Source organism: Streptomyces sp. MAI_2237 (genome assembly GCF_054189285.1).
The window spans coordinates 1,071,838-1,085,334 of record NZ_JAJPGQ010000009.1 but is presented as its reverse complement, the minus strand read 5'-3'; the positions used below and the strand labels follow the sequence as shown (position 1 = coordinate 1,085,334).

Below are 13,497 nucleotides of genomic sequence, written 5' to 3'. Positions count from 1 at the left end.
CCCCCGGCGCCGTCAGTCCGCGTCGAGCAGCCCTATCTCCGCCCAGATCGTCTTGCCCTCCGTCGTGTGCCGGCTGCCCCAGCGCTGGGTGAGCTGCGCGACCAGCAGCAGTCCGCGGCCGCCCTCGTCCCAGGTCTTGGCGCGGCGCAGGTGCGGGGCGGTGTGGCTGGTGTCCGACACCTCGCAGATCAGCGTGGCCGCGTCGTGGATGAGCCGGAGCCGGATGGGATGGGCGCCGTACCGGATCGCGTTGGTGACCAGCTCGCTCACCACCAGCTCGGCGGTGAACGCGGCCTCCTGCATGCTCCAGGTGTCCAGCTGCTCGACGACCTGCTTGCGGATCGGGCCGACCAGCGCCGGGTCGGCGGGAATGTGCCAGGTCGCGACCTGGGCGGCGGGCAGGCCGCGGGTGCGGGCCAGCAGCAGCGCCACGTCGTCCTGGGCGCCGCCCGGCGGCAGCAGGGCGTGCAGGATCCGGTCGCAGGTCTCGTCCAGCGAGTCGGAGTACGTCGCCAGGGCGTCGCACAGCAGCCGGTGGGCGGCGTCCACGTCCCGCTCGCGGGTCTCGATCAGACCGTCCGTGTAGAACGACAGCACGCTGCCCTCGCGCAGCTCCAGCTCGGCGCACTCGAACGGCAGCCCGCCCAGGCCCAGCGGGGGTCCGGCCGGCAGCTCGACCTGCTCGGGCACGCCCCCGGGCCGGACCACCACGGGCGGCGGGTGGCCGGCGCGGGCGAGCGTGCAGCGCCGCGAGACCGGGTCGTAGACCGCGTACAGGCAGGTGGCGCCGACCTCGCCGGGGCTGCCGTCGCCTCCGGCCTCGTCGGACAGCCGCACCACCAGATCGTCCAGGTGGGTCAGCAGCTCGTCCGGGGCGAGGTCGATGTCGGCGAGGGTGCGGACGGCGGTGCGCAGGCGGCCCATGGTGGCCGAGGCCTGGATGCCGTGCCCGACGACGTCGCCGACGACCATGGCCACCCGCATCCCGGACAGCGGGATCACGTCGAACCAGTCGCCGCCCACCCCGGCGCGCGCGGCCGGCAGGTAGCGCGAGGCGGCGTCCACGGCGGCCGTGCGCGGCAGCGAGCGGGGCAGCAGACTGCGCTGCAGGGCGAGGGCGGTCTCCCGCTCGCGGGAGAAACGGCGGGCGTTGTCGACGCACACGCCGGCCCGCGCGGTGATCTCCTCCGCCAGCAGCGCGTCGTCCGCGGTGAACGGGTCGGGGCGCCGGAACCGGGTCAGCACCGCGACCCCGAGGGTCAGTCCGCGGGCCTGGATGGGCACCGACATCGTGGAGTGGATGCCGTACTCCCTGACGCGGTCGGCGCGCGCCTTGTGCCAGCTCAGCCACTGGTCGATGTCGCCGGCGGCGACCGAGGCGACGATCGTGCGGCCCGCCATCAGGGAGTCGGCCTGGGGCGAGCCCGCGGGGTAGTGCTCGATCTGCCCGGGTTTGAGGACGGCCTCCGGGGTGCCGGGGTTCACCGAGGCGTGCGCGGCGCGGCGCAGGCCGATCGGCGCGCTCAGCCGGGGCGCGGGCTCGCCGTGCTCCGTCGGGTCCAGCAGGTCGATGCTGACCAGGTCGGCCAGCGCCGGGACGAGGACGTCGGCCAGCTCCTGCGCCGTGCGGGTGACGTCGAGGGTGGAGCCGATGCGCACGCTCGCCTCGTTGACCAGTTGCAGCCGCTCCCGGGCGAGGTAGTTGTCGGTGAAGTCGTGTGCGGCCAGGCACACCCCCCGCACCCGTCCCCCGGCGTCCGTGATCGGGGCCAGCCGGGCCAGCCAGGCGTGCGCGCGGTCCTCGCCACCGGTCCGCATCCATGTCTGCACGTCCACTGCCCGGCCGCTGGTGAGCACCTGGAGCATGTGCTGCTCCAGCTCCTCGCTCTCGGGCTTGCCGCCGATCTCGGGCAGCCGCATGCCCTGGATGAGGTGCTCGGGCAGCCCGATCACGTCGGCCATGGCGTCGTTGACGCGGCGCAGCCGCAACCGGTCGTCGTAGACGGCCACGGCGCAGGGCGACTGGGTGAGCGCCGCGGTGGCCAGCGGGTCGTCCTCGGAGGGCGGACCGCCACCGTCCAGGGGGCTGACCACCAGCCAGCGGCCGGGGCTGTCTAGCCGTGCGGGCCGGTGATGGGCGAGCAGCCACGCGGAGACCTCGTGGCCGTCGCGGTGGCGCAGTGTGACGGTGCCGTCCCAGCGGGGCCCCAGGGGCGCGACGGCGTCCGCCGCGGCCAGCAGCCGCTGGGCGGGACGCCCGACGACCTCGGCCGCGGGCCAGCCCAGCAGCAGCTCGGCGCCCGTGTTCCACTCGACGAGCGTGCCGGAGTCGTCGAGGACGGCCCGAGCCGTCGCGGCATCGTCGAACGGATACTCCGGGCCCATCGCCACTCCATCGCGCACACTCACAGTGAACCGCTGGGTCACTTCGGTTCCAGACTAGTCCGTCGGCGCCCGGCGAGGACGGCGAACCCCGTCGCCCGCGCGGCGGGCGGGTCAAGGGGGAAATCCGGCCACCGCGCCCTCCTGCGACAGAACGCGCTTGCCGAACCCTTGACGCCGCCGCGTGGCCCACCGTCAGAATCTGTTTGTTCACGATCAGTTGTGAGTACTTCTGGGCCCTGATGAGGGAGAAGCCGCGATGACGGTCACTCGCAGATCGGTTCTGCTCGCCTCCACCGCCGCGCCGGCGGCCGGAGTGCTCCTCGCCACCCCGGCGGCCCGGGCCGCCGAGGCCGCCGGGGGCGCGTCCGGCCGGCTGACGGTCGCCCTGCGTGACGGCTGGCGCTTCGCGCTGGTCGACCCGGGCGGGATCACCGATCCGACCGGTGCCTACGCGAACGCCGCCGACCCCGCCTACGACGACTCGGCGTGGCGTGAGGTCGCCGTGCCGCACGACTGGAGCATCGAGCAGACCCCCACCACCGAGCACGGCACCACCAGCGGCACCGGCTTCTTCCCCGGCGGCCTCGGCTGGTACCGCCTGGCCTTCACCCTGCCGCCCGCGCTCGCCGGCAAGCGGATCTCGGTGGAGTTCGACGGTGTCTACATGGATTCCTCCGTCTACTGCAACGGCACGCAGGTCGGCCGCCATCCCTACGGCTACACCGGCTTCGCCCTCGACCTCACCGACCTCGTGCACGCCGACGGCACGTCCACGAACGTGATCGCCGTCAGGGTCCAGAACCGGCTCCCCAGCAGCCGCTGGTACTCGGGCAGCGGCATCTACCGCGAGGCGCGCCTGGTGATCACCGATCCGGTGCACGTGGAGCGCTGGGGCACGTACGTCACCACGCCCGACATCACGGCCGAGCGGGCCGTGGTCAGGGTGCGGACCGCGGTGGTGAACGAGTCGGGGGCCGCGCGCGCGGTGGAGATCAGGTCGGCGGTCAAGGACCCCCGCGGCCGTACGGTGGCCCGCGCGGCGACCACGGTCACGGTCACCGACAAGGGTGCCGACACCCACGAACTGACCGTGCCGAAGCCCCTGTTGTGGGACTTCGCCACTCCGGAGCACCGCTACACCCTGGTGACCGAACTGCGCGTCGGCGGGAAGCCCGTCGACACCTGCCGCACCACGTTCGGCATCCGCGGCTACCGCTTCGACCCCGACGAGGGCTTCTCCCTCAACGGCACCCCCGCCAAGATCAGGGGCGTCGACCTCCACCACGACCAGGGCGCCCTCGGCGCGGCCGTCAGCCTCGACGCGGTCCGCCGGCAGATGACCCTCATGAAGTCGATGGGCGTCAACGCCTTCCGCACCTCCCACAACCCGCCCTCGCCGCAGATGATCCAGGTCTGCGAGGAACTGGGCATCGTGATGATGGTCGAGGCCTTCGACTGCTGGAGGACCGGCAAGACCACGTACGACTACGGCCGCTTCTTCGACGAGTGGTGCGAGAAGGACGCCACGGAGATGGTTCTCGCCGCCCGCAACTCGCCCGCGGTGGTGCTGTGGTCCATCGGCAACGAGATACCGGACTCCACCTCGACCGCCGGGCTCGCCATGGCCGACCGGATCATCGGCGCGATCAAGGCCGCCGACGACACCCGGCCCCTGGTCATCGGCTCAGACAAGTACCGCACCCCGCCCGCCAAGGGCTCCGCCGCCGACCTGATGCTGGCCAAGCTCGACGGGCTCGGCCTGAACTACAACACCGCCAGGTCGGTCGACGCCCTGCACGCGGCCTACCCGCACCTGTTCCTCTTCGAGTCCGAGTCGTCGTCGGAGACCTCGACCCGCTCGACGTACCAGGAGCCCGAGCACCTCAACACCGGCGAGAACCACACCCCGGGCGGGCGCGCGACCTCCTCGTACGACAACAACCTCGCCTCCTGGACCATGAGCGGCGAGTACGGCCACAAGAAGGACCGGGACCGCAAGTGGTTCGCCGGGCAGTTCCTGTGGTCGGGCATCGACTACATCGGGGAGCCGACCCCGTACAACGTCTTCCCGGTGAAGGCGTCCTTCTTCGGCGCGGTGGACACCGCCGGTTTCCCCAAGGACATGTACCACCTCTTCCGCAGCCAGTGGACGGCCGAGCCGATGGTGCACCTGCTGCCCATGAGCTGGAACCACGAGGAGGGCGACACCGTCGAGGTGTGGGCGTACTCCAACGTCGCGACCGTCGAGCTGTTCCTCGACGGCACGTCCCTCGGCACCCGTTCGTTCGACACCAAGAAGACCGTCGACGGCCGCACCTACCTGGAGACCACGGAGGCGACCGGCGACGACAAGACCTTCACCGGCGGCCCCTACCCCGGCAGCTACACCAGTCCGAACGGCAGCGCCGGAAAACTCCACCTGACCTGGAAAGTCCCCTTCGCCCCGGGCGAGTTGAAGGCGGTGGCCAGACGGGACGGCAAGGCGGTCGCGACCGACGTGCTGCGCACCGCGGGCAGGGCGCATGCCGTGCGGCTCACCGCCGACCGGGCGTCCGTCGCCGCGGACGGGCGGTCGCTCGTGTTCGTGACCGCCGAGATCGTCGACGCGCACGGAGTGGTCGTGCCGGACGCCGAGGACCTGATCACCTTCGCCGTCGACGGCGGCTCCCTCGCCGGACTCGACAACGGCCGCCAGGAGAGCGCCGAGCGCTACCAGGCCACCACCCGGACCGCCTTTCACGGCAAGGCGCTCGCGATCGTGCGCTCCGGCACCCGGTCCGGCCGCCTGAAGGTGACGGCGCGGGCACAGGGCCTGCGGGCCGGTACGGCCACCGTGCGCACCACCCCGGCCCGCTCGGCCGCGACGACGCCTCCGCCGAAGTTCGCCCCCGAGCAGCCGATCGCCCCGAACTACCCGATCGCGGACGCCAGTTACTGCGGACGCCCGGACACCCTGCCCGCCGCGATGCTCGACGGCGACGCGGCCACCGGCTGGTCCAACGCCTTCGCCAAGTCGGCCACCGCCCTGCTGCCCGCGTTCGGCGGAGCCCGGCCGCGAGACTGGGTGTCGGTGGACTTCGGGCGGCGCCGGAGCATGAGCCGGGTGGAGGTCTCCTTCACGGTGGACGCGACGCACGGCCTGCCGGCGTCCGTCGAGGCGGCCGTGTGGGACGGCGAGGCGTTCGTGCCGGTCGAGGGGGCGTCCGTGGAGTGGGCGACCGCCTCGGACGCGCCGAGCGTCCTCACCTTCGACGCGGTGACGGGCTCCCGGCTGCGGCTCACCCTGACCAGCCGTCACCCCGGTGAAGCCACCGGCGCCGTACGCATCAGCAAGCTGGAGGTGTCGGCCGGTTGACATGCCGGTCGGCGGTCGGACGGCAAACCAGTGCCGTCCGGACCGTTGACGCGGTGTCATGGCGCGAACAAGCATGAGCTGCGTCCGCATCTGGGAGCGCTCCCATCTCTGGGGTGATGGGAGCGTTACCCGCACCTCCACCCGAGGAGCCCAGACGTGAAACGACGCAGAACCGTCCTGCTGGCCCTGACCGCCCTGCTGGGCGCGGCGCTGACCGGCCTGCCCGCAGGCCCGGCCGCCGCCGACGAGGTCGAGCAGCTCAAGAACGGCACCTTCGACGCCACCACCGATCCCTGGTGGACGACGCCCAACGTCACCGCGGGACTGTCCGGCGGGCAGCTCTGCGCGGACGTGCCCGGCGGCACCACCAACCGCTGGGACGCGGCCGTCGGCCAGAACGACGTCACCCTCGTGAAGGGGGAGTCGTACAAGTTCAGCTTCAAGGCGTCCGGTTCTCCCGCGGGGCACGTGGTGCGGGCGATCGTGGGCCTGCAGGTGTCACCCTACGACACCTACTTCGAGGTGAGCCCCCAGCTCAGCGTCTCCGGCGACACCTACGCGTACACCTTCACCTCGCCCGTCGACACCACCCAGGCACAGGTCGCCCTCCAGGCCGGTGGCAGCGCGGACGCCTGGCGGCTGTGCATGGACGACGCCTCGCTGCTCGGCGGGGTCCCGCCGGAGGTGTACCACCCCGACACCGGGCCACGGGTGCGCGTCAACCAGGTCGCCTATCTGCCCTCCGGCCCCAAGAACGCCACCCTGGTCACCGACGCCACGACGAAGCTTCCCTGGCAGCTGAGGAACGCGGGCGGCGCGACGGTCGCCCACGGCTGGACCGTGCCGCGCGGCACCGACGTCTCCTCCGGGCAGAACGTCCACTCCATCGACTTCGGCGGCTTCCGCAAGGCCGGCAAGGGCTTCACGCTGGTCGCGGACGGCGAGACCAGCCGGCCGTTCGACATCGGCCGGAGCGCGTACGAGCGGCTGCGGCTGGACGCGGTGAAGTACTACTACACCCAGCGCAGCGGCATCGCGATCCGCGACGACCTGCGACCGGGCTACGGCAGAGCCGCCGGGCACCTGAACGCGGCGCCCAACCAGGGCGACGCGAACGTCCCCTGCCAGCCCGGCGTGTGCGACTACACGCTCGACGTCACCGGCGGCTGGTACGACGCGGGCGACCACGGCAAGTACGTCGTCAACGGCGGCATCGCCACCTGGGAGCTGCTGAGCACCTACGAGCGCGAACGCCTGGCCCGCACCGGGGAGGCGGCGCGACTGGGCGACGGCACCCTGGCCATCCCCGAGAGCGGCAACAAGGTTCCCGACATCCTCGACGAGGCCCGCTGGGAGCTGGACTTCCTGCTGAAGATGCAGGTCCCGGACGGACAGCCGCTGGCCGGCATGGCCCACCACAAGATCCACGACGCGCAGTGGACGGGCCTGCCCCTGCTGCCCAGCGACGACCCGCAGAAGCGGGAACTGCACCCGCCGTCCACCCAGGCGACGCTGAACCTGGCCGCGACCGCGGCGCAGGCCGCCCGCCTGTACCGGCCCTACGACCGCGCCTTCGCGGCCAAGGCCCTGACCGCCGCCCGCAAGGCCTGGACCGCGGCACTCGCTCACCCGGCCATGTACGCCTCCCCGAACGACGCCACCGGAGGCGGCGCGTACGACGACACCAATGCCACCGACGAGTTCTACTGGGCGGCTGCGGAGCTGTATCTCACCACCGGGGAGAAGCAGTTCGCCGACTACGTGCTGAACTCACCCCAGAACACGGCCGACATCTTCGGCCCCAACGGCTTCGACTGGGGCCGGACGGCGGCCGCCGGACGCCTGGACCTGGCGACGGTGCCGAGCAAGCTGCCCGGCCGTGACAAGATCCGCCGGTCCGTGGTCAAGGGCGCCGACCGCTACCTGGCCACGCTCGCGGCACAGCCGTACGGAATGCCGTACGCCCCCGTCGACAACCTCTACGACTGGGGCTCCAGCCACCAGGTCCTCAACAACGGAGTCGTCCTGGCCACCGCCTACGACATCACCGGGGCGTCGAAGTACCGCGACGGCGCGGTCGAGACCATGGACTACATCCTCGGCCGCAACGCCCTGAACATCTCGTACGTCACCGGCTACGGCGAGGTCAACTCCCACAACCAGCATAGCCGTTGGTACGCACACGAACTCGACCCGAACCTCCCGAACCCGCCGAGCGGGACCCTGGCCGGCGGCGCCAACTCCTCCATCCAGGACCCCTACGCGCAGAGCAAACTCCAGGGCTGTGTCGGTCAGTTCTGCTACATCGACGACATCCAGTCCTGGTCGACGAACGAGACGGCCATCAACTGGAACGCGGCCCTGGCCCGGATGTCCTCCTTCGTGGCGGACCAGGGCTGAGGTCCCTCAGGGCCGTGGCTCGTGTTCCACGAGCTCCCTCGGCCGCCGGTGTGCGGTGAGGGTGTGCAGTTCGGCCTGGTCGAGCGGCTGGTGCACCTCGACGTACTCCCCGTGCGGCAGCCGCTTGATCACGCCGGTCTCCCGGCCGTGCGACACCAGCTCCGCGTCGCGGAGTTGAAGACCGATGCAGACGCGGCGGGTGACGACGAAGACGACCGCCGGGAGCACGAAGACGGCGACCCGCACCGTCCAGGTGACCGTGTTGATGGACAGGTGGAGCCGGGTCGCCACGATGTCGTTGCCGCCGCCGGCGAGCAGGATCAGATAGAGGCTGATCCAGGCCGCGCCGATCGCGGTGCGGACCGGGCGGTTGCGCGGGCGGTCCAGCAGATGGTGTTCGCTGCGGTCGCCGGTGACCCGGGCCTCCAGGAACGGGTAGACGCCTATGAAGACCAGCAGCAGCGGGAACACCACGATGGGTATCAGCACCCCGAGGACCAGGGTGTGGCCCCCCAGCGTGACCTCCCAGCCCGGCATCACCCGGACCAGGCCCTCCGCGAAGCCCAGGTACCAGTCCGGCTGGGCGCCCGTGGAGACCTGGTCGGGGCGGAAGGGGCCGTAGACCCACACCGGGTTGATCGTCGCCACCGCCGCGACCAGGGACAGCGCGCCGAAGACGAGGAAGAAGAAACCGCCTGCCTTCGCCAGGTAGACCGGCATGAACGGGGTGCCGATCACGTTGCGTTCGGTCCGTCCCGGACCCGCGAACTGGGTGTGCTTGTGGTACACGACCAGGATGAGGTGGGCCACCACGAGCGCCGCCATGATGCCCGGGATCAGCAGGATGTGCAGCGAGTAGAAGCGCGCCACGATGTCGTGGCCCGGGAACTCGCCGCCGAACAGGAACATCGACAGGTACGTCCCGACGACCGGCACCGACAGCAGCGCGCCGTTGACGAAGCGCAGGCCCGTGCCCGACAGCAGGTCGTCCGGCAGCGAGTAGCCGAACAGGCCCTCGAACAGGCCGAGGAACAGCAGCAGCCAGCCGAACAGCCAGTTGACCTCGCGCGGCCTGCGGAAGGAGCCGGTGAAGAAGTGCCGCATCATGTGCGTCACCATCCCGGCGACGAAGACGAGCGCCGCCCAGTGGTGCAGCTGCCGGATCAGCAGCCCGCCGCGCACGTCGAAGCTGATGTGCAGCGTGGAGGCGTACGCCTCGGACATGCGGACGCCGTTGAGCGGGACGTAACTGCCGTGGTACGTCACCTCGTTCATCGACGGGTGGAAGAAGAGGGTGAGGTAGACGCCGGTCAGGACGAGGACGACGAAGCTGTACAGGCAGATCTCGCCCAGCAGGAAGGACCAGTGGTCCGGGAAGACCTTGCGCAGGTACTTCCGGCCGAGCGTGTGGATGCCGAGCCGGCCGTCGAGCCAGTCGGCGACGCGCTCGCCCCGGGCGGGCGTGCGGGTGTCGGTCACTCCTCCTCCTTGTGCACGTGCGTGAGCTTGTCGGGGTTGGTGACGATGTAGACGCCGCTGACCCGGTCGCCCTCGGGCGTGAGGTCCATGACCATCACGGCGTACGGGGAGTCGCCCTGGAACACCACGGCCGCGTCGTCGCCGTTGACCCGGCGGTAGCGCAGCTCCAGGTCCTGGGCCTCGGGCCGGCCGGCGTAGGAGGCGATGAGGCGGACCGCCTTGTCCCGGCCGTGCACCGGGCGCAGACCGGCCGGCTTGCGCTTGCCGCCGCCGTCCGTCCACACCGTGACGTCCGGTGCCAGGATCTCCATCAGCTCCCCGATGTCGCCGCCGAGCGCGGCCCGCACGAACCGCTCGGTCGCCTCCCGGCGCACCCGCGGATGGGCGCGGTACAGCGGCCGCCGTGCGTGCACATGGGTGCGCGCACGGTGCGCGAGCTGCCGTACGGCCGCCGGGGTGCGGCCGATGATCTCCGCGATCTCGGTGTGGGGATAGCCGAAGACCTCGTTGAGGACGAACACCGCGCGTTCCAGCGGCGTCAGCGACTCCAGGACCACCAGCATCGCCAGTGACACGGACTCGGTGCGCAGCGCGGGGTCCTCGGCCCCCTCGGCGTCGGTGACGAGTGGCTCGGGCAGCCAGGGGCCGACGTAGGTCTCGCGTCGGCGGCTGATCGCGGTGCGGCGCTGCAGGGCGTGATTGACGGCGATGCGGACGAGGTAGGCACGCGGGTTGGCGATCCCGTCGGGGCCCCGGCCGGTCCAGGACAGCCAGGTCTCCTGCAGCACGTCCTCTGTGTCGGCGACCGAGCCCAGCACGTTGTAGACGAGGCTGAACAACAGCTCCCGATGTGCCAGGTAGACATCGGTCGCCTCGTCCGTGACCGGACTTCCCGAGCTCTGTGTCATCTGGGGCCTCCCCGTCGGCGTGCTCACTACTGCGAGGCCGTGGAGGGGGCCGGATGTGACATCCGGAGGCAGGAATGTGACCCAGCTCTCAGGGGAATGGGCGCGTGTCACCTACGGCGCGGATCCCGGTCTGACCTGGAAGGTACCCCCTCGCAGGTGCTCTGAGCAGGGGGTATTTACGATCCAGTACCCCGGCGGTACCGTGAGGGCATGCCAGCACTGAATGTGGAGTTCAGCGATCGGGAGCTCGAGGACCTGCGGCAGATCGCCAAGGAACGGGGCACGTCGATGAAGGCGCTCGTGCGGGAGGCCGCCGCCGCGGACATAGCCCGGCACCGGGCCCTGCAAGAAGGTGCAGAAGCGTTTCGCCGCTTCTTCGCCTCCCACGCCGACGAATTCGCGGCCGCCTTCCCCGACGACGAACCGCCCGCCGCGGGCGAGGGACGGGTCGCCTGACCGATGGCATCCGTCATCCACATCGACGTGCCCTGGCTGCTCCAGCGTCACGAAGAGGTCCTCCCGGACCAGCCGACCGTCAACGACTTCTCCGCACTGGTCGCCGCCGTCGCCCGCCACCGCGTCGACCCGCCCCGCCTGGGCGTGGACTCCGACCCGGCCTGGCGTGCCGCGGCCCTGCTGCACACCCTCGCGCTGCTCAAGCCGCTGCCCTCGGCCAACGCCCGGTTCGCCTGCGCGACCGCGGTGGCCTACATGTTCGTCAGCGGCGCCGGCATCGATCCGCCCTACGGAGCCCTCGTCGACCTCGCCCGCGACCTGATGTCCGGCAAGGCCGACGTCTACGGAGCGGCCGACCGGCTGCGCTCCTGGCAGATCTGAGACACCCTTCAGGGCCGCCGACCGAGGGCGGGAGGATCAAGGTCGGCGGCCCGTTCGGCGCAGGAGAGCCGCCGTCCTGCGCGTGGCCTTCACGAAGGGGCCGGTACCCAGTGCACTACGGGGTGGTGCGCGCCGGGAGCGTGCGCGGGGCGCCGGCGCGTGCGCCTCTTTCACACGGGGCGCATGAAATGCGGAAAGTGCCAGCGGGCACGGCATGCCGCCCTCGTGTCTGACTTTCTTTCAACGAGGCGGATGTTGCTCAAGTGCCTTGTTGGCTCAGGTGCGTTGTGCAAGGGTGAGCTAGCCGTGCGGGGGGAATGTCCGGGTCTTGTCCGTGCCACCCGGGGGGAGCCGGGTCGGACGGACGTACCCGAATTCACGCTCCGCGCGCCCGCCGTCCAAAAGGTGTGCACCAACAGGGGGCCTTTGCGGCGGCCACTGTGCCCGAGTGTCCTATGCGCCTGGGAAGGATCCCGCTCAGTGCCCACCCCCCACCCCCCTCGTCCACCCCACCCGCCCGCCGGCGCGGTTCCCGGAGAATCCGACGAGTACGTCGCCGCCCGGCTCCGAGGCCGCCCCGAACCGGAGGTGTCCCACTCCGTGGCGCTGCTCATGACACGCCACTGGAAACCGGCCCGCGACTACGCGGGCATCTGTCTGTCCACCCGCGGCGAACCGGCCGCCATGGTCACGTCCGCCGCCTTCCACCAGGTACTCGACCGGCTGGCACTGGGCGAGCCGGGCGTCGCCCTGCGCCCCCGCTTACTCGTCGCCGTGCGCGACACGGTGCGGGCATGGGCGGCGGAGGAGCGGCTGGCCGGCGTGGTGCCGGAACTGCGCAAGCCCGCCGGAGCCCGCGGCATGCGTTCGGCGAAGTTCATGACGCCGGAGAACCGAAAGCTGGCCGACCGTTCGTTCCAGGCTCTTCCGGGAGTCGGCCGGTGTTTGCTCTGGCACACCGAGGTGGAGGCGGAACCGATATCCGTGCCCGCCGGCCTGCTGGGTATGGATACCGAGACCGCGTCGGCCACCCTCGAACAAGCGCGGGAGAAATTCCGCGAAGGTTGTGTACAAGCCCACAGGGAACTGGCGCCGACCAAGGATTGCCGGTTCTACAACCGTCTCCTCGATGTTCCGATTCGCCGGGGCGGCGCCTTGCTGCCCGATGTGCAGCACCATCTGACGGAGTGCCGCTACTGCCGATTCGCCGCTGAACAACTGAGTCATTTCGAAGGCGGGTTGGGAGTTCTTCTTGCCGAGGCGGTGCTCGGCTGGGGCGCGCGCCGCTACCTGGACTCCAGACCGGGGCGCACGAATCTGCCGGCGCGCCCTCGGGGTTCCGCCCGGCACGGCGGCGGCCGCCCGCGCATCCTGCCCCGCATCCCGATCCCCGGCCGCGGACCCGAGGGCTTCCCGCGCACGTCGCGGGCCGTGCTGACCGGCGTGGGCGTCGCCTCGGCCGGACTGCTCGCCGTGTTCGCCGTCGTCGGCCTGTGGTCCCACGACGACGGGGTCGACCCGGCCGCGTCCAACAGCGCGAGCGACGGCACGGCGCCAGGCACCGGGCCGGGGGCCACGCCCGGCACGGCGCACCTTCCCGCGGCGCCGGGAACCTCCCGGCTGCGCAACGCCGGGGCCGGCCTGTGCCTGGACATCGTCGGCGAGGTGAAGGAGGGCGCCGGGACCGGGCTGGCGCGGTGTTCCCGCGGGGTGACCCAGCAGTGGTCGTACGAGGCCGACGGGCTGTTGCGCAGCGAGGCGGACCCGGATCTGTGCCTGGACTCGCACGTCGACGCCGGTGTGGTCGTGCTGGGCCCGTGCGCCGGGGACAAGGGGACGCGGCGCGACGACGTGCGCTACGACCTCACCGTGCAGGGGGAGTTGCTGCCCCGCTGGGACGAGCGGCTCGCGCTGGCGGCCACGACGACCGGCACGGACGCCGACATCGTCGTCAAGGTCCGCGACGGCTCCCCGTCCCAGCGGTGGCTCGCCGATCCGGGGGCCTCGGCGAGCCCGGGATCACTGTCGATCACCGGCACGGAGCGGCCCCAGGCCCGGTGGGCGGCGGGGCAGGGCACCTGACCCTGTCTCCTGCCAACCCCCTTGCGGGATGGGGGTGTTGGCTGGCCCTAC

Annotated in this window: 8 protein-coding genes; 5 read left to right on the top strand and 3 right to left on the bottom strand. The window is 71.5% G+C overall.

Annotated features, from left to right (window positions below):
* Positions 1-12: 12 nt before the first annotated feature.
* Positions 13-2,385, bottom strand: a complete 2,373-nt coding sequence (locus LN251_RS40285) for a SpoIIE family protein phosphatase (protein WP_458249094.1) — start codon at positions 2,383-2,385, stop codon at positions 13-15.
* A 256-nt stretch (positions 2,386-2,641) separates the two neighbouring features.
* Between LN251_RS40285 and LN251_RS40280 the strand changes: the two genes are divergently transcribed.
* Positions 2,642-5,740 carry a glycoside hydrolase family 2 TIM barrel-domain containing protein gene (locus tag LN251_RS40280; RefSeq protein WP_458249093.1) on the top strand — a complete coding sequence of 1,033 codons (3,099 nt, stop codon included), beginning with the start codon at positions 2,642-2,644 and terminating at the stop codon, positions 5,738-5,740.
* A gap of 156 nt (positions 5,741-5,896) precedes the next feature.
* The gene (locus tag LN251_RS40275; RefSeq protein WP_458249092.1) at positions 5,897-8,140 is read left to right on the top strand and encodes a glycoside hydrolase family 9 protein; all 2,244 of its coding nucleotides are present in this window, start codon (positions 5,897-5,899) and stop codon (positions 8,138-8,140) included.
* A 6-nt stretch (positions 8,141-8,146) separates the two neighbouring features.
* Here LN251_RS40275 and qcrB read toward each other — a convergent pair whose 3' ends face one another.
* Together qcrB and sigJ are read right to left on the bottom strand one after the other, a co-directional pair.
* Positions 8,147-9,619: a cytochrome bc1 complex cytochrome b subunit gene (qcrB, locus tag LN251_RS40270; RefSeq protein WP_458249091.1), complete on the bottom strand. Its 1,473-nt coding sequence runs from the start codon at positions 9,617-9,619 to the stop codon at positions 8,147-8,149.
* Positions 9,616-10,527, bottom strand: coding sequence for an RNA polymerase sigma factor SigJ (sigJ, locus tag LN251_RS40265; protein ID WP_458249090.1), 912 nt, complete (start codon positions 10,525-10,527; stop codon positions 9,616-9,618). The genes qcrB and sigJ overlap by 4 nt, the downstream gene beginning before the upstream one ends.
* Positions 10,528-10,737: 210 nt before the next feature.
* Here sigJ and LN251_RS40260 point away from each other — a divergent pair, with 210 nt between their 5' ends.
* From LN251_RS40260 to LN251_RS40250, 3 genes are all read left to right on the top strand, one after another.
* A complete protein-coding gene (locus LN251_RS40260) occupies positions 10,738-10,983 on the top strand; it encodes a hypothetical protein (protein WP_249840694.1) in 246 nt (81 codons plus the stop codon).
* Between the two features lie 3 nt (positions 10,984-10,986).
* Complete coding sequence (locus tag LN251_RS40255) at positions 10,987-11,364, top strand: toxin Doc (protein WP_249840693.1); 378 nt, start codon at positions 10,987-10,989, stop codon at positions 11,362-11,364.
* A gap of 480 nt (positions 11,365-11,844) precedes the next feature.
* Complete coding sequence (locus tag LN251_RS40250; protein WP_458249089.1) at positions 11,845-13,446, top strand: RICIN domain-containing protein; 1,602 nt, start codon at positions 11,845-11,847, stop codon at positions 13,444-13,446.
* Positions 13,447-13,497: the final 51 nt, after the last annotated feature.

Coding starts and splice junctions, on each gene's coding strand:
- LN251_RS40285 (WP_458249094.1), bottom strand. CDS start 2,385: ATGGGCCCGGAGTATCCGTTCGACGATGCCGCGACGGCTCGGGCCGTC.
- LN251_RS40280 (WP_458249093.1), top strand. CDS start 2,642: ATGACGGTCACTCGCAGATCGGTTCTGCTCGCCTCCACCGCCGCGCCG.
- LN251_RS40255 (WP_249840693.1), top strand. CDS start 10,987: ATGGCATCCGTCATCCACATCGACGTGCCCTGGCTGCTCCAGCGTCAC.
- sigJ (WP_458249090.1), bottom strand. CDS start 10,527: ATGACACAGAGCTCGGGAAGTCCGGTCACGGACGAGGCGACCGATGTC.
- LN251_RS40260 (WP_249840694.1), top strand. CDS start 10,738: ATGCCAGCACTGAATGTGGAGTTCAGCGATCGGGAGCTCGAGGACCTG.